Below are 14,248 nucleotides of genomic sequence, written 5' to 3' on the forward strand. Positions count from 1 at the left end.
TACTTTCGCCAGCTCAGCACCAACTCTAATTGGAAGCCCATGCCCGGCTACAGTCCCCAGCAAATCGAGAAGAAGTGGCAAGCCCACTGGAAAGACCACCGCACCTTCAGGGCCGATAACGCCTCCGAAAAGCCCAAATACTACGTGCTCGACATGTTCCCGTACCCTTCCGGGGCGGGGCTGCACGTGGGGCACCCGCTGGGCTACATCGCCTCCGATATCGTGTCGCGCTACAAGCGGCTGCGGGGCTTCAACGTGCTGCATCCCATGGGCTTCGACTCGTTTGGGCTGCCCGCCGAGCAGTACGCCATCCAGACCGGCCAGCACCCGGCCCTCACCACCGAGCAGAACATCGGCACCTACATCCGCCAGCTCAGCTCCCTGGGTTTCAGCTACGACTGGAGCCGCGAGGTGCGCACCTCCGACCCGGCCTACTACAAGTGGACGCAGTGGATTTTCCTCAAGCTGTTCAACTCCTGGTACAACCTCGACACGAACAAAGCTGAGCCGCTGAAAACCCTGCTCGCTAAGTTCGCCGAAAACGGCAGCGACGGTATCCGCGCGGCCGGCGACGAAGAGGAGCACCACAGCTTCACCAACGGGCAGTGGAAGCTGTTCAGCGAGAAGCAGCGCCTGCAGGCCGTGCATCCCTACCGCCTGGCCTACCAGCAGGATACCTACGTGAACTGGTGCCCCGGTCTGGGCACGGTGTTAAGCAACGACGAAGTAAAAGACGGCCTCTCCGAGCGCGGCGGCTTCCCCGTGGAGCGCCGCCTGATGCCCCAGTGGAACCTGCGCATCACCGCCTACGCCGACCGCCTCCTGCAGGGCCTCGACACCCTCGACTGGCCCGACGCGGTGAAGGAAATGCAGCGCAACTGGATCGGCAAAAGCATCGGGGCCGAAGTCGAATTCAGAATTCAGAATCCAGCTGAGGAATCCGCCGAGGACCAACAACCAACAACCAATACCCAACAACCAACCATCAAGGTCTACACCACCCGCGTGGACACGATTTACGGCGCGACGTTTCTGGTGCTGGCTCCCGAGCACGAGCTGGTAGCGGAGCTGACCACGCCGGAGCAGAAGGAGCACATCCAGGACTACATCGATGCTACCAAGCGCCGCTCGGAGCGCGACCGGATGGCCGACACCAAGACCGTTTCGGGCGCCTTCACCGGCTCCTTCGGTATCAACCCGCTCAGCGGCGAGCCGGTGCAGATCTGGATTGCCGACTACGTACTGGCCGGCTACGGCACCGGCGCGGTGATGGCCGTGCCCAGCGGCGACCAGCGCGACTACGTATTTGCCCAGCACTTCGGCCTGCCCATTATTGCCGTTACCGATGCCCAGCAGATTGAGGAGCAGGCCGACCCGACCAAGGAAGGCCGCTACATCAACTCCGAGCTGATCAACGGCCTCACCTACAAGGAAGCCACCCACAAGCTGATTCAGCACCTCGAAGCCAACGGCATCGGCAAAGGTAAAACCAACTTCCGCATCCGCGACGCCATCTTCGGCCGGCAGCGCTACTGGGGCGAGCCGATTCCAATTTACTACAAGGACGGCGTGGCCTACGGCGTGGCCGAAGCCGACCTGCCGCTGGTGCTGCCCGAAATCGACGAGTACAAGCCCACCGAAACCGGCGAGCCGCCCCTGGGCCGCGCCAAGGACTGGAAGTACAAGGGCCTCTACGACTACGAGCTGAGCACTATGCCCGGCTGGGCCGGCTCCAGCTGGTACTACCTGCGCTACATGGACCCGCACAACGCCGAGCGTTTCGTGGGCGAAGAAGCCGAGCGATACTGGCAGAATGTTGACTTATATCTCGGTGGCGCCGAGCATGCTACCGGCCACCTGCTCTACTCCCGCTTCTGGCACCTGTTCCTGAAAGATCTGGGCCTGGTGACGGCCAATGAACCGTTTCAGAAGCTCATTAATCAGGGCATGATTCTGGGCCGGTCCAACTTCGTGTACCGCATCAACGGCACCAACACGTTCGTGACGCTCGGCAAAAAGGACCAGCACGAAACCACGGCGCTGCATGTCGATGTGAACATCGTAGAAAACGACGTGGTCGACCTGGAAGCCTTTAAAAAGTGGCGGGAGGAATACGCCAACGCGGAATTCATCCTCGAAGACAACGGCACCTACGTCTGCGGCGTGGAAGTCGAGAAGATGTCGAAATCAAAGTACAACGTGGTGAGCCCGGACGTGCTGATTGAACGGTACGGGGCCGACGCGCTGCGGCTGTACGAGATGTTCCTCGGGCCGCTGGAGCAGTACAAGCCCTGGAATACCAACGGCATGAGCGGCGTGGCGGGCTTCCTCAAGAAGCTCTGGCGCCTCTACCATCCCCAGGACGGCGACTTCGCCGTGACCGACGAAGCCGCGGCCCCCGCCGAGCTGAAGGCCCTGCACAAGGCCATCCGCAAAGTTGAGGAGGACATCGAGAAGTTCAGCTTCAACACCACCGTCAGCGCCCTGATGATTACGGTGAACGAGCTCACGGCCCTCGACTGCCACAAGCGCGCCGTGCTGGAGCCACTGGTGGTGCTGCTTTCGCCCTACGCGCCCCACCTGGCCGAGGAGCTGTGGGTGGAATTAGGCCACGCGGCCGGCAGCATCAGCCAGGCCGCCTACCCCGGGTTCCGCGAGGAATACCTGGTGGAAGACACCGTAAACTACCCCGTGGCCATCAACGGCAAGGTGCGCGAAACCCTGCAGTTCCCGGCCACCGCCACGGCCGCCGACATTGAAGCCGCCGTCCGCGCCTCCGACTTCCTGGTGCGGTTTGCCGACGGCAAGGAAGCCAGGAAGTTCATCGTCGTGCCCGGCCGCATGGTGAACGTGGTGGTGTAGAGTAGCCGACCCACTCGTCTGTCATCCTTCATCTGGCGTACGCCAGATGAAGGACCTTCCTCCTTCTGGCGGAAAGCCATATACATGCACAAAGCCCTTTACCAGCGTATGGCAAAGGGCTTTGTGCATTGAAAGATGCGGGCAGTACACGCAGAGGAAGGTCCTTCACTCCGCTTTGCTCAGGATGACAGACGATTTTTTGGGAGCAGTTTACCTAACCAGCCAGCAGCTCGGTGCGTTTGGCTTTGGGCAGCGACGCAATGATCAGGTCGTAGGAATGGTCGATCAATTCGCGCAGCTGCGGGTCGGTGACGCCGGTACCGATGCGGACCGTGTTCCAGTGCTTCTTGTTCATGTGGTAGCCGGGCAGCACGTAGTCGTATTCGTCGCGCAGTTCGGCGGCCCGTTCCGGGTCGCACTTCAGGTTGATGCTGCCGAAGGTGTCGATGTCGGTGAGGGCGAAGACTTTGCCGCCGGCCTTGAACACCAGCGTTTCGGGACCAAAGGGCGTTTCCTCCGTCACGCCGGGCTTGAGCAGGCAGTAGTCGCGAAAGTCTTCGATGTTCATGCGAAATATGGTTTTCAGGAACGTCATGCTGAGCGAAGTCGAAGCATCTCGCCCGCTTCGTTGAGTTGGCACTGCAACGAAGCACGCGAGATGCTTCGACTTCGCTCAGCATGACGTTCTGGTATTATTTCCGCTGACAACTACTACCTCGTAAACAGGCGGTAAAGCACCACGCACAGGCCGACCAGGAACATGGCCATGCTCAGCTTATTGATGAAGTGCATGCTGCGCAGATTGAAGTTAGTCTGGCGGTTGGGGTCGTTTTTGCGGAAGAAATAACCGAGAGCGGGACCGAAATCGAAGAGGCCTTTACGCATGATAGCAGAAGGTGATGGTACGTAAAAGTAACAGCTGCCGCCGCGGAAAGATTTGCCGGCGGCCAGATATTGCGGTAGTTCTTGCCCCGGCTTACCGGAACAATGATTCAATGCGCTGCTGATTGTTCTGGCTGATAATCTTGCGCTTCACCTTCAGCGTGGGCGTCAGCTCGCCCGATTCCACGCTCCACAGCGTGGGCAGCAGGGCCACTTTCTTGATCTGCTCCCACTGGGCGAAGGCGGCGTTGGTTTGCTGCACCAGCTGCTCGTAGAGCTGCTGCACCTGGGCGTGGGCGGCCAGCGCGGCATCGGAGAGGTCGGTGGGCAGATTCTGGCGGCCGGCCCAGGCCCGCAGCTCCCCGAAGGCCGGCACCAGCAGCGCCGCCGCAAACTTCTCGCCCTCGCCCACCACCATCACCTGCTCCACCAGCGGCGACTCCGAAAGGCGCGATTCCAGGGGTTGCGGGGCCACGTACTTGCCGTTGGAGGTCTTGAACATCTCCTTTTTGCGGTCCGTGATTTTGAGGAAGCGGCCCTGCACCAGCTCGCCGATGTCGCCGGTGTGCAGCCAGCCGGCGGCGTCGATGGTTTCGGCGGTCAGGTCGGGGCGGCGGTAGTAGCCCTGCATCACGGAGGGCGAGCGGGTCAGGATTTCGCCGTCGGCGGCGATTTTCACCTCCACGCCCGGCAGCACCGGCCCCACGGCCCCGATCAGATTGCCCGCGGGCACGGGCTGGCTGGCGGCAATCACGGGCGAGGTTTCGGTCATGCCGTAGCCTTCCATCACCCGGATGCCGGCGGCCCAGAACACCCGCGCCAGCCGGGGCTGCAAGGCCCCGCCCCCGCTCACAATGTAGCACACCTGCCCCCCCATTGCCGCGCGCCACTGGCTGAATACGAGCCGGTTGGCCAGGGCCAGCTGCGCATTGTACCACCCGCCCTGATCCTGCTGGGTGTCGTACCGCAGCCCCAGATTCAGGGCCCAGAAGAACAGCTTTTTCTTCGCGCCGGTCAGCTCCTGGCCTTTGGCCACGATCTTATCGTAAATCTTTTCGAGCAGGCGCGGCACGGTGGTGAACACCTGGGGCTGCACCTCGCGCAGGTTGTCGGCAATGAGCTCCACGCTTTCGGCGTACCAGATGCTAAAGCCCAGCAGCAGGTACAGATACGTGGCCGTGCGCTCGAAAATATGGCTCAGGGGCAGGAAGCTCAGCGCCTTGCTGCCGGCCGGCAGCGGCAGGTGGCCGGTGAGGTTTTCGCAGTTGAAGAGAATATTGCGGTGGCTGAGCATCACGCCCTTGGGCCGTCCGGTGGTGCCGCTGGTGTAGATGAGCGTGAGCAGGTCGTCGGGCTGCACGGCGGCTTTCAGCGGGACCAGGCTGGCCGGGTCGGCGGCCTGGCCCAGGGCCAGCAGCCCGGCAAAGGAGCGCGTGCCGGCCACCTCGTCGAAGGTGATGACGTGCTCGGGGCCGTCCGGCAGGCCGGCTATGGCTTCCTGCACCCGGGCCAGCAGCTTTTCGTTTTCCACCAGCACCACCCGCACGCCGGCATCCTGGAAAATATGGCGGTAGTCTTCCACCGTGATGGTCGGGTACATGGGTACGCTCACGGCCCCGAGCTGGGCGATGCCGAAGTCGGCCACCACCCACTCGGGGCGGTTGGCTGAGATGATGGCCACTTTGTCGCCGGGGCCGAGGCCGAGCTGGCGCAGGCCCAGGCTGGCGTGGTCGCTCAGCTCCTGCGCCCGGGCCGCGCTCAGCGGCTGCCAGGTGCCGGATTTTTTCTCCACCAGGCAATCGGCCCGAGGCGTGGTGGCGGCTAGGTGGGCAAGCAGGTCGAAGGTGCGGCGGATGGACATGGGGGATGAATCTGGAAACGGCGGCAAATGGACTGGCACGGCCACAAAAGTAGCCCGGACTAGCGTCGGCAACGATGGCAGGCCATAATTTTACCGGCCGTACGAAGTACGGCATTCGCAGTGGCGCTGGCGGCAAGGCCGCAGGCGGACGCATGCGGGCCTACCACCAGAACCGGGGTAAGTACCTGCCAATTAATCACCTACCCCAAACCCCAGGAGCTGCGCCGCGCTGAGCTGGCCCAGGTGCGCTACCACATGGTCGGCGTGGTGCAGGTCCTGGCCTTCGGAATGCTCGCTCTTGTAGCCCACACAGTACATGCCCGCGGCTTTGGCGGCCGTCACGCCGTTGGCCGAATCCTCAATCACCAGGCACTCGTGGGGCGGCATTCCGGCCAGCTGCGCGGCGTGCAGGAAAATGGCGGGGTCGGGTTTGGAGCGCGGGAAGTCCTCGCCGCTGACCAGATTATCGAAGTACGGGTGGAGTTCGAAGCGCGTGAAGACGCGGCCGATGGTTTCCTTGGAAGCCGAGGAGGCCAGCTGCAGCGGTACGCCGGCCGCGTGCAGCTCCTCAATCAGGGCCCGGGCCCCGGGCAGCAGCTCCAGGGCGGCATCTTCCTCGAAGGCCTTGGCAAAGTGCAGCCGCTTGCGCAGTATCAGGGTTTCTACGTCCTGCGGCAAGTCAAACTGCTGGCGCAGCTGCTGGTACACGTTGCGGGTGGAGGAGCCCAGGAAGGTGGCGTAGTCTTCGCGGCTCATGGCAATGCCCAGCTCGGCGAAGTGGCGGAAAAAGGCGTCGTGGTGGAGCGGCTCGGTATCGACGAGCACGCCGTCCATGTCGAAGATGACGGTGCGGATCATGCGGCGGATTGGGTACCGGCCAAAGGTAGCGGATTGCGGCCGGGACCCGGCGGGCAGGGCAGGGTGAGAAAAAGAACGTCATGCTGAGCATGTGGCGTATCAAGCCAGGGACCGAGGAATCTCGCGTGGTATCGTTGCAATAGTCATTGTCATGCTGAGCGAAGCCGAAGCATCTCTACCGCAGTAGTAATTACCATCACAACGAAGCGGTAGAGATGCTTCGGCTTCGCTCAGCATGACGTTCTTTTTTTCCCTGCCCTTCTCCCTACCCTTTCGCCAGCGCCACGATATCCGGCACCTCCAGCACCGGCCTGGAGTAGCCGTGCTGCACGGCGTGCAGCATGGCCTGGCCCAGCTCCGTGAGCGTGGAAGCGTATTTCGGGGCCAGACTCCGCAGGGCCGGGTAGAGCCAGCCAAAGTATTGGTAGTACGACAGCACGTGCCGCTGGCCGGGGGTGGCGCGCAGGAAGCCGGGGCGGAACATATAGGCGCCGGCAAAGCCGGCGGCCAGCAGCTGGTTTTCCGTCTGGCCTTTCACCCGGGCCCACATACTGCGGCCGTGTCCGGAGCTATCAGTGCCCGCCCCCGACACGTAGCATAACGTGAGGCCGGGATTCCGCGGCAGCAGCGTCTGGGCGAAGTGCAGGGTCAGATCGTGGGTGGCGCGGCGGTACTCGGGCTCCTTCATCCCCACCGACGACACGCCCAGGCAGAAAAAGCAGGCGTGGTAGCCCGTGAGCTGGTCCTGGATGGGCGTCAGGTCGTGGAAGTCGGCGTGGATGATTTCGCGCAGCTTGGGGTGGGTATGGCCGCTGGGCTTGCGGCTGATGCTGAGCACCTGTTCCACGGCGGGGCTGTTCAGGCATTCCAGCAGCACGCCTTCCCCCACCATGCCGGTGGCCCCGGTCAGAATTGCTTTGATCTTCATGAGCAGGCAGACGGGTAAGCGGGGCGGATGTTTTAACTCTGGTTTCCTCTCATGCCTCCATATTTGGCTGCAATCTTTTTCAGTTCTGCAATTAGACCTTATTCGACTTGGTTGGTGAGTTTATCGGGCGCGTAGGCCCGCCAGGCGCTACGGACGCGCAGGTTGTGCAGGCCGCAGGCCACGGCCATCACCGTGTCGCGCCGCCACTCGCCGCGTAAACGCAGCGTGTCCTGGACCATGCGCAAGCGCTTGATGCCACTGTGGGCGTGCTCAATGACGACGCGCAACGGGCTCATCAGCTGATTGTAAAGCTTTTGTAAAAACGTCAATTCCTGTTTCGGTGGCTTTTTGTGGGGCATCTCCACCAGCACCCCCGCCGGGGCGTGGCCCAGTAGGCCCAGGTCCTGGCGCAACACGCTGCCAGCGGGCAGCCGTAGCGCGTACTCGTCGGCCAGGCGCTTGTCGTAGCAGCGTCCGCCTTCCGTGGGCGAGAGGTAGTGCACGTACTGCGTTGAATCGCACAAAGTCATGTTTTTTAGGCAGTGGGCTTTTTTTTTCCGCTGTATTCTTCCGCCTGGGCCTCGCGGTCCTGGTTGCGCGGCACGCCGCGCTCGACCCCGTCGTAGGCGAAAACCAGTTCGCCATGGGCGGCCAGGTGCTGGGCTAACGCGCCCCCATCGCGCACGGGCAGCAGCCCGCGACGGGCCAGCACCTGGTTCAGTACGCCTAGCAGCGCCGTGCTCAACTGACTCACGCGCGCTTGCGAGATGCCGAAGCTGGCCGCTTGATGCTGCTGTAAGCTGCTGTTTTTGAGATAGGTAAGCAGGAAAAATAACTTCACGTCGCTACCCGCCAGCACGGCATTGGGCCGTTCGCGATGCGCCGCAAACTGCCGCCGCTTGCCTTCGAGCGTGTGCCAGCGGTGGTAGCGCTCCCAGGCCGGGGCGAAATCGGTGCGTAAATCGTCAAATTCGGCCACGTGTAGGCTGGTCAGGGCAAGGAACTGGCGCGGCTTCTCGCGTAGGCAGATGTAATCCATCCCCAAAGTTACGGCTGCCTCGCACGAGTTAACTTAGCACCCTTTTCCGAATCAAGTCTCATTAAGGTGCGAGTGCCGTTACGTCGCCAAATTATCGTCGATGTCCAGATTTTCGCCAAATGAGTTTTTGTTCGGTTTTCGGCTTTTAAGTCTCCTGCTGGGCTTATTCGTCTGCGTTGCCTGTAAAAAAGAAGCCGTTTTCTGCGTCCCTGATGTACCGCCAACCCCGAGGGACGCTTATATATTTCCAGTACGTACTGGTACACCTGCATGGGCTGCACTGAAATGCCACTGCCGAAATGCTGGCTGTCTGTCAGGTGCCGCCCGCTACCTTGAATAGCATATCTACAGAAGGATTAGGTGTATAGTCCCAGGATGTGATGGAGGGCATTTTACGACCGAACTTCGCCAGTACTTGTGGGACAATTACTTCCCGGCAGCGCCCGCCACCGCCCGCCCGCCCTGCCCTCGGACTGCGTGACAAAATAAATCGATTAGCAAATGGTGTCACAAGACCAACGTGACATTTTTGCGGAATCAGTTAATTTTGTCACGCGCTGTTACACGCAGCCCGAAGTGGTTTGCAAAACCGCCGTAGGGCACGGGGTCGTACCCGGTAGGGCTTGTCCCCGTACCCTCACCTCTTTCTTTTTCGCATTTCACTTCGTGACGAGTATAACACCAGTGTAATGGCTGCTCGCGCGATATCGGCACTTAAGCCGCCGAGCACCTTCCGGCAGCTGATTTCGTTTTCTTCCCTCGGGCTTCCAACCCAGTGCTGTACAGTCGAATCTTGCCGCTTTACAAGGGCTTGAAGCGGCTGGAAACCAGGCCCGGTCGAAAACGGTTAGCTGGTGGGGCATTGCTTACCGGAGTTCTTTTAGTAGCTGCTGTTACGCAGGCAACTTTGGCAACTGGTGTTTCAAGTTGTTTCTCGTTGCTTGTTTCTCGTTTCTGGTTGAATGGGCGCCCAAAAAACGGCCAACCAGAAACAAGCAACCAGCAACAAGAAACAGACTGCGTAACAGCAGTTAGTATGTAGACATAATTCTACGCTGAACCAGCAAAACGCGCCGTAGACCAGTTGAGCGTACTTTCCAGGCAGGCGTATCAGAACAGGTACGTTTAGCTGAACGGATTCCTACGCCAATTGGGCTGACCTTTGCCGACACCGCTTCGGCTTCGTCCACCCCCAGGAGTCGGCCTCGCTTAACCCCTTCCTTTACCATGCAAATCACCTTCTTCAACGCCAAGAAATACGACCAGGAGTCGTTCGACGAGGTAAACCAGGACTTTGGGCACGAGCTGCGCTTCCTGGAAGTGCCGCTGGACCCCCACACCGCCGTGCTGGCCCAGGGCGCCGAGGCGGTGTGCGTGTTTGTCAACGACACCGTGAGCGCCGAGGTGCTGGCGCTGCTGGCCACGGCCGGCGTGAAGCTACTGGCCCTGCGCTGCGCCGGCTACAACAACGTGGACCTGAAGGCCGCCGCCGCCCACGGCATCGTGGTGGTGCGCGTGCCGGCCTACTCGCCCCACGCTGTGGCCGAGCACACCCTAGCCCTTATTCTCACGCTGAACCGCAAAACCCACCGGGCCTACAACCGCATCCGGGAAGGCAATTTCGCCCTCACGGGCCTCCTGGGCTTCGACCTGTACGGGCGCACCGTGGGGCTGGTGGGGCTGGGCAAGATCGGGCTGATAACGGCCCGCATCCTGCGTGGCTTCGGCTGCCGGGTGCTGGCCTACGATGTGCAGCCCAGCGCCGAAGCCGAGGCCCTGGGCGTGGAGCTTACCGGCCTCGACCAACTCTACGCCGAGTCCGACATCGTCTCGCTGCACTGCCCGCTCACGCCCGAAACCCACCACCTGATAAACGCTGAGGCCATTGCCAAAATGAAGCCCGGCGTGATGCTGATTAACACCAGCCGCGGCGCTATCATCGACACCAAAGCCGTCATCAAAGGCCTCAAAAGCGAGAAAATAAAGTACCTGGGCCTGGACGTGTACGAAGAAGAAGGCGACCTTTTCTTCGAAGACCTCTCCAACAAAGTCATTCAGGACGAAGTATTTATGCGCCTGCTGGCTTTCAACAACGTGCTCATCACCGGCCACCAGGCCTTTTTCACCACCGATGCCATGCACAACATCGCCCAGATTACACTCCAGAATATCAGCGACTTCGAGCAGCAGAAAGAGCTGGTGAATGCCGTGGAGGCTTAAGGTTGGTTGTTCGTTTTTGGTCCATAAAAGGAACGTCGTGCAGCGCCCATCGCCGCACGACGTTCCTTTTATCTGACGTTTTGTATTCATGACCTACCTCCTCGCCTTACTGCCCATCCTGCTGCTGGTGGCCATTTCCCTGACCAAAGGCGTGAAACCGGCGGTGCTGGTCAGCTGCGCGGTGACCACGGGCCTGTTCTTCTATTGGGGCGCGGGCGGCAGCCACCTGCTGGGCACGCTGGCGGTGTCGCTGCTCACCACGGTCAATATCCTGCTGATAGTGCTGGGGGCGGTATTTCTCTACAGCGTGATGCAGCACACCGGGCTGATAACGCAGCTCACGCATTCGCTTGACGAGCTGCACCCGTCCAAAGAGCTGCGCTTTTTCCTGCTGGCCATTGGCCTCACCGCCTTTTTTGAGGGCGTGGCGGGCTTCGGCACGCCCGGCGCCATTGTGCCGCTTATTCTCATAGCGCTGGGGTTCGAGGCAGTGCTGTCGGTGTCGGTGGTGCTGCTGCTCAACGGGTTGTTTGCCGCGTTTGGGGCGGTGGGCACGCCCGTACTCATCGGCCTGAAGGTGCCGCTGAACCTGGCCCTGGCCGAGGTGAAGACCATCGGCGTGGCGGCGGCGCTGCTCATTGCCGTGGCGGGGCTGGTGGTGCTGGCGCTGGTGCTGCGGCTGGTGGGCCGGGCGCAGGGCCCGCTGGCCAACCGGCCGCAGGTGCTGCTGCTGTATGCGTTTATCATGCTGCCGTTTTGCGGGCTGGCCTGGCTGGTACCCGAGCTGGCTACGGTGCTGGGCGCCCTGCTCATGCTGGCCCTGGCGGTGCTGTATTTCCGGCAAAAAGGCACCCGGCTGAACCTGTGGCCCTGGCTGCCCTACGGCGGGCTGGCCCTGCTACTGCTGCTGCCCAGGCTGCTGCCGCCGCTGCGCGAGGCCCTCAGCTGGGAGCTGGCATTTGAGGACTTGTTCGGCTCGGGCATCCGGGGCGGCATCAAGCCGCTGCAGTCGCCGTTCTTGCCGTTTGTGGCGGTAGCGCTGGGCGTGGCTTTTGTACGCAAAACCGGCGCGCTGCCCCTGCGCGAGCCGCTGGGCAAGATGGGCAGCGTATTTGTGGTGCTGTTTCCATCGGTGGTCATCGCGCAGCTCATGATAAATTCGGGCGTCACGCAGCCGTCCATGGTGGGCTACCTCGCCGAGCTGCTGAGCGGGCTGGGGCGGCTGTACCCGATTTTTGCGCCCTTTATTGGGGTGGTGGGCACGTTCATCACGGGCAGTACCACCATTTCCAACCTGGTATTCGGGGCGTCGCAGCAGCACACGGCGGTGGCGCTGGGCATCAGTCCGCCGCTGGTGCTCGCCCTGCAACTGGTGGGGGCATCGCTGGGCAATGCCATCTGTTTGTTCAACATCATCGCGGCGGCCTCGGTGGCCAACATCAAAGACCACAAAGCCGTGCTGGCCAACACCCTACTGCCCACCCTGCTGGCCGCGCTGGCGGCGGGCCTGCTGGGCATGGGCTGGCTGCTGGTTTCTGGCTGAAAGTTGAATGCCGTTTTACCGTTTACTTGCGAAGTACCGGTCACCGTGTATATGGAGTTGGTTTCACCCGGCGATGAGAGAACCTCAATGAGACAGGACCTGAACCATGCAGAAGCACAGGGCAGGTGTGAGGTTCGGATTATACCGTTTTTGCGAGTGAGCATTACAGACCTAACTTCTGCGCTGCATTGTGCTGCCGCACATCATCCAGGCGGGTATAGCGCCGGATCATCGAACTGGTCTTGTGCTTGGTCTGGTTCATGATTTCGCTGTCGTCGGCTCCCGCCAGTTTGGCCACGGTCACGAAGGAAGCGCGCAGCGAGTGGGCGGAGTAGCTGGGCCCCAGGTAACGCTGCACCACGGCATTGATGCTCTTGTCTGAAAGCCGCGCCTGCGTCAACCGTTCGCCTTTGCGCAGCGACACAAACACCGGTCCTGACTCGCGCCCGAGTTGGCGCAGCCAGGCCTGCAGGGAGCGAATCGGGCAGACCTTGGCTTCGGGCGAGTAGAAAATGGCCTTTTCCTCGTATTCGCCCAATTGGTTGGTTTTGCTCTTCGCCAGTGAGACAATCAGGCAATCTTCCGTGAAGCGCAGGTCCTGCACGTTCAGGGCCGACAGCTCGGACCGTCGGAACGCCCCGGTAAAGCCGAGCAGCAAAATGCCCCGATCCCGCAATCCGGTGGTAGTCTTCGCATCGATGACCCGTACCAGGCCCTTGAGCTGGGCGAGCGTAAAGGCCGGCGCCTGCTTTTGCCGTACCCCGTGCACGCGGCGAATGCCGTCAAGCAAGACCTGAAACTGCTTGTTGTCGGTCGGGCAGTCCAGTCCGCGTAGTACATGGGCCTTGCCGATGGCCGAGAGGCGGTGAATGGTGGCTACCTACCTGCCCGCGTCGGCCAGGTAGGTAACGTAGCCGGCGAGCGTGTCTACCGTTGCCGGCACCATTTCCACTCGGTTGGCCAGGCACCAGTGGGTGAAGTGCCGCAGGTCCGAGGCGTAGGCCCGCGCCGTATTGGGCGCACCCTGCAAACCGGCCTCGACGTAGCGGGCCGTCTGCTCCGAGAGGCCCGCCAGCGAGTCCATGGTCGGGGAAACGGGTACCGGGAACGGGTCGAGTTTCATGTACCCTGTATATAAAGGAGTAGCCGAGCAAAAAACGGCTCGAAAATCGAAGATAGCGATAGTTAAATATTATCGGAACCTATCGCTTTACAAGGCAGCCTTTGCTTGCCGACGCGAGTTTCAATGTGCAAGTTGAAACCAAGCTATTGGTAATGCGACAGCACAACGGGATGCGACCCATGATACGGTACTTTTCAGGAGCTGCTGCCGTAGCTGCCCCGGCGCCCGGACCGTCGGAACGCCCCACCTTCCTTACCGCATCCTGGCAAATCAACAGCCCGGCAACGCTCCGGTTTTTTGGAACGTTGCCGGGCTGTTGCGGCGGGTAACTTCGTAGCGCACTTGGGTGCGTACTATGGGACGCCGCGCTATTCGGCGGCCCTGAAAATAAGAATGGGCGCTACGGAGTCAGCATCGAACAAGCGCAGCTCCTGGCCACTGAGCTCGTAGCGCACAGTACGCGGCAAAGCGCTCAGATACCGGTCTTCTATGCTTTGCGCGGCGCAGGTAGCCCGGGTGGAAGCCTGTACGCTCACATTGAGCCGGGTGTCGCGGCCCAAGGTATAGGTACCCCCAAACGAGTTGCAAGGAGCCAAGCCATTCGTTTTGTTGTCGGGGTTGAACTGCACGTACGAGTTGAAGGTGGGCGAGTAGCTGGATAGATTGATGGCGAAATCCTCTACCTGCACCAACATCCAGCGGGTATTCTGAATGGAGGAAGCCGCTTCTTCTTTTTTACAGCCGCTGAGTAGTCCTACTACACCGATCAAGAGGAGAGAAATTCGCATAGTCAACAGGAATGATAGTGAAACAAAGGTGAGACAACTACAAGAGCCCTGGCCCGGCAGAAATGGTTGCGTTGTAGTAGACCTTATTCGACTTGGTTGGTGAGTTTATCGGGCGCGTAGGCCCGCCAGGCGCTACGGACGCGC

At 61.1% G+C, this 14,248-nt stretch carries 13 protein-coding genes; 3 read left to right on the plus strand and 10 right to left on the minus strand.

Annotation, left to right across the window (positions count from 1 at the left end; all coding sequences use genetic code 11):
* Positions 1–39: 39 nt before the first annotated feature.
* Positions 40–2,862: a leucine--tRNA ligase gene (gene leuS, locus ABD833_RS10900; protein ID WP_345072957.1), complete on the plus strand. Its 2,823-nt coding sequence runs from the start codon at positions 40–42 to the stop codon at positions 2,860–2,862.
* A 214-nt stretch (positions 2,863–3,076) separates the two neighbouring features.
* Here the strand turns inward: leuS and ABD833_RS10905 are convergent, their stop codons facing one another.
* The 7 genes from ABD833_RS10905 to ABD833_RS10935 all read right to left on the minus strand — a co-directional run bounded on the left by ABD833_RS10905 (position 3,077) and on the right by ABD833_RS10935 (position 8,430).
* Positions 3,077–3,430, minus strand: coding sequence for an MmcQ/YjbR family DNA-binding protein (locus ABD833_RS10905; protein ID WP_345072958.1), 354 nt, complete (start codon positions 3,428–3,430; stop codon positions 3,077–3,079).
* Positions 3,431–3,573: 143 nt separating this feature from the next.
* Positions 3,574–3,747, minus strand: a complete 174-nt coding sequence (locus tag ABD833_RS10910) for a DUF6728 family protein (protein WP_345072959.1) — start codon at positions 3,745–3,747, stop codon at positions 3,574–3,576.
* A 91-nt stretch (positions 3,748–3,838) separates the two neighbouring features.
* Positions 3,839–5,605 (minus strand): AMP-dependent synthetase/ligase, encoded by a 1,767-nt coding sequence (locus ABD833_RS10915; RefSeq protein WP_345072960.1) that lies wholly within the window; start codon positions 5,603–5,605, stop codon positions 3,839–3,841.
* 192 nt (positions 5,606–5,797) lie between these two features.
* Positions 5,798–6,463, minus strand: coding sequence for an HAD family hydrolase (locus ABD833_RS10920; protein ID WP_345072962.1), 666 nt, complete (start codon positions 6,461–6,463; stop codon positions 5,798–5,800).
* 265 nt (positions 6,464–6,728) lie between these two features.
* Entirely contained in the window at positions 6,729–7,391 is a 663-nt protein-coding gene (locus ABD833_RS10925) for a Rossmann-fold NAD(P)-binding domain-containing protein (protein ID WP_345072963.1), read from the minus strand.
* Between the two features lie 98 nt (positions 7,392–7,489).
* On the minus strand, positions 7,490–7,921 hold the full coding sequence (locus ABD833_RS10930) for a transposase family protein (RefSeq protein WP_345072964.1): 432 nt from the start codon (positions 7,919–7,921) through the stop codon (positions 7,490–7,492).
* Positions 7,922–7,926: 5 nt separating this feature from the next.
* Positions 7,927–8,430 carry a helix-turn-helix domain-containing protein gene (locus ABD833_RS10935; protein ID WP_345072965.1) on the minus strand — a complete coding sequence of 168 codons (504 nt, stop codon included), beginning with the start codon at positions 8,428–8,430 and terminating at the stop codon, positions 7,927–7,929.
* Positions 8,431–9,657: 1,227 nt separating this feature from the next.
* Between ABD833_RS10935 and ABD833_RS10940 the strand changes: the two genes are divergently transcribed.
* Both ABD833_RS10940 and ABD833_RS10945 read left to right on the plus strand, forming a co-directional pair.
* A complete protein-coding gene (locus tag ABD833_RS10940) occupies positions 9,658–10,650 on the plus strand; it encodes a 2-hydroxyacid dehydrogenase (protein ID WP_345072967.1) in 993 nt (330 codons plus the stop codon).
* Positions 10,651–10,738: 88 nt separating this feature from the next.
* Complete coding sequence (locus tag ABD833_RS10945; protein ID WP_345072968.1) at positions 10,739–12,193, plus strand: L-lactate permease; 1,455 nt, start codon at positions 10,739–10,741, stop codon at positions 12,191–12,193.
* 163 nt (positions 12,194–12,356) lie between these two features.
* On the opposite strand, the gene ABD833_RS10950 is transcribed toward ABD833_RS10945, so the two are convergent.
* From ABD833_RS10950 to ABD833_RS10960, 3 genes are all read right to left on the minus strand, one after another.
* Positions 12,357–12,983: a site-specific integrase gene (locus tag ABD833_RS10950; protein ID WP_345072970.1), complete on the minus strand. Its 627-nt coding sequence runs from the start codon at positions 12,981–12,983 to the stop codon at positions 12,357–12,359.
* Positions 12,984–13,073: 90 nt separating this feature from the next.
* Positions 13,074–13,316, minus strand: a complete 243-nt coding sequence (locus ABD833_RS10955) for a hypothetical protein (protein WP_345072972.1) — start codon at positions 13,314–13,316, stop codon at positions 13,074–13,076.
* A 368-nt stretch (positions 13,317–13,684) separates the two neighbouring features.
* Positions 13,685–14,104, minus strand: coding sequence for an META domain-containing protein (locus ABD833_RS10960; RefSeq protein ID WP_345072974.1), 420 nt, complete (start codon positions 14,102–14,104; stop codon positions 13,685–13,687).
* Between the last annotated feature and the right edge of the window lie 144 nt (positions 14,105–14,248).

This window comes from Hymenobacter fastidiosus, assembly GCF_039539565.1.
In the GTDB taxonomy this organism is placed as follows: domain Bacteria; phylum Bacteroidota; class Bacteroidia; order Cytophagales; family Hymenobacteraceae; genus Hymenobacter; species Hymenobacter fastidiosus.

Excerpts from the sequence above, each read along its gene's own strand:
- leuS (WP_345072957.1), top strand. The coding sequence starts at position 40 with ATGCCCGGCTACAGTCCCCAGCAAATCGAGAAGAAGTGGCAAGCCCAC.
- ABD833_RS10905 (WP_345072958.1), bottom strand. The coding sequence starts at position 3,430 with ATGAACATCGAAGACTTTCGCGACTACTGCCTGCTCAAGCCCGGCGTG.
- ABD833_RS10910 (WP_345072959.1), bottom strand. The coding sequence starts at position 3,747 with ATGCGTAAAGGCCTCTTCGATTTCGGTCCCGCTCTCGGTTATTTCTTC.
- ABD833_RS10915 (WP_345072960.1), bottom strand. The coding sequence starts at position 5,605 with ATGTCCATCCGCCGCACCTTCGACCTGCTTGCCCACCTAGCCGCCACC.
- ABD833_RS10920 (WP_345072962.1), bottom strand. The coding sequence starts at position 6,463 with ATGATCCGCACCGTCATCTTCGACATGGACGGCGTGCTCGTCGATACC.
- ABD833_RS10925 (WP_345072963.1), bottom strand. The coding sequence starts at position 7,391 with ATGAAGATCAAAGCAATTCTGACCGGGGCCACCGGCATGGTGGGGGAA.
- ABD833_RS10930 (WP_345072964.1), bottom strand. The coding sequence starts at position 7,921 with ATGACTTTGTGCGATTCAACGCAGTACGTGCACTACCTCTCGCCCACG.
- ABD833_RS10935 (WP_345072965.1), bottom strand. The coding sequence starts at position 8,430 with ATGGATTACATCTGCCTACGCGAGAAGCCGCGCCAGTTCCTTGCCCTG.
- ABD833_RS10940 (WP_345072967.1), top strand. The coding sequence starts at position 9,658 with ATGCAAATCACCTTCTTCAACGCCAAGAAATACGACCAGGAGTCGTTC.
- ABD833_RS10945 (WP_345072968.1), top strand. The coding sequence starts at position 10,739 with ATGACCTACCTCCTCGCCTTACTGCCCATCCTGCTGCTGGTGGCCATT.
- ABD833_RS10955 (WP_345072972.1), bottom strand. The coding sequence starts at position 13,316 with ATGAAACTCGACCCGTTCCCGGTACCCGTTTCCCCGACCATGGACTCG.
- ABD833_RS10960 (WP_345072974.1), bottom strand. The coding sequence starts at position 14,104 with ATGCGAATTTCTCTCCTCTTGATCGGTGTAGTAGGACTACTCAGCGGC.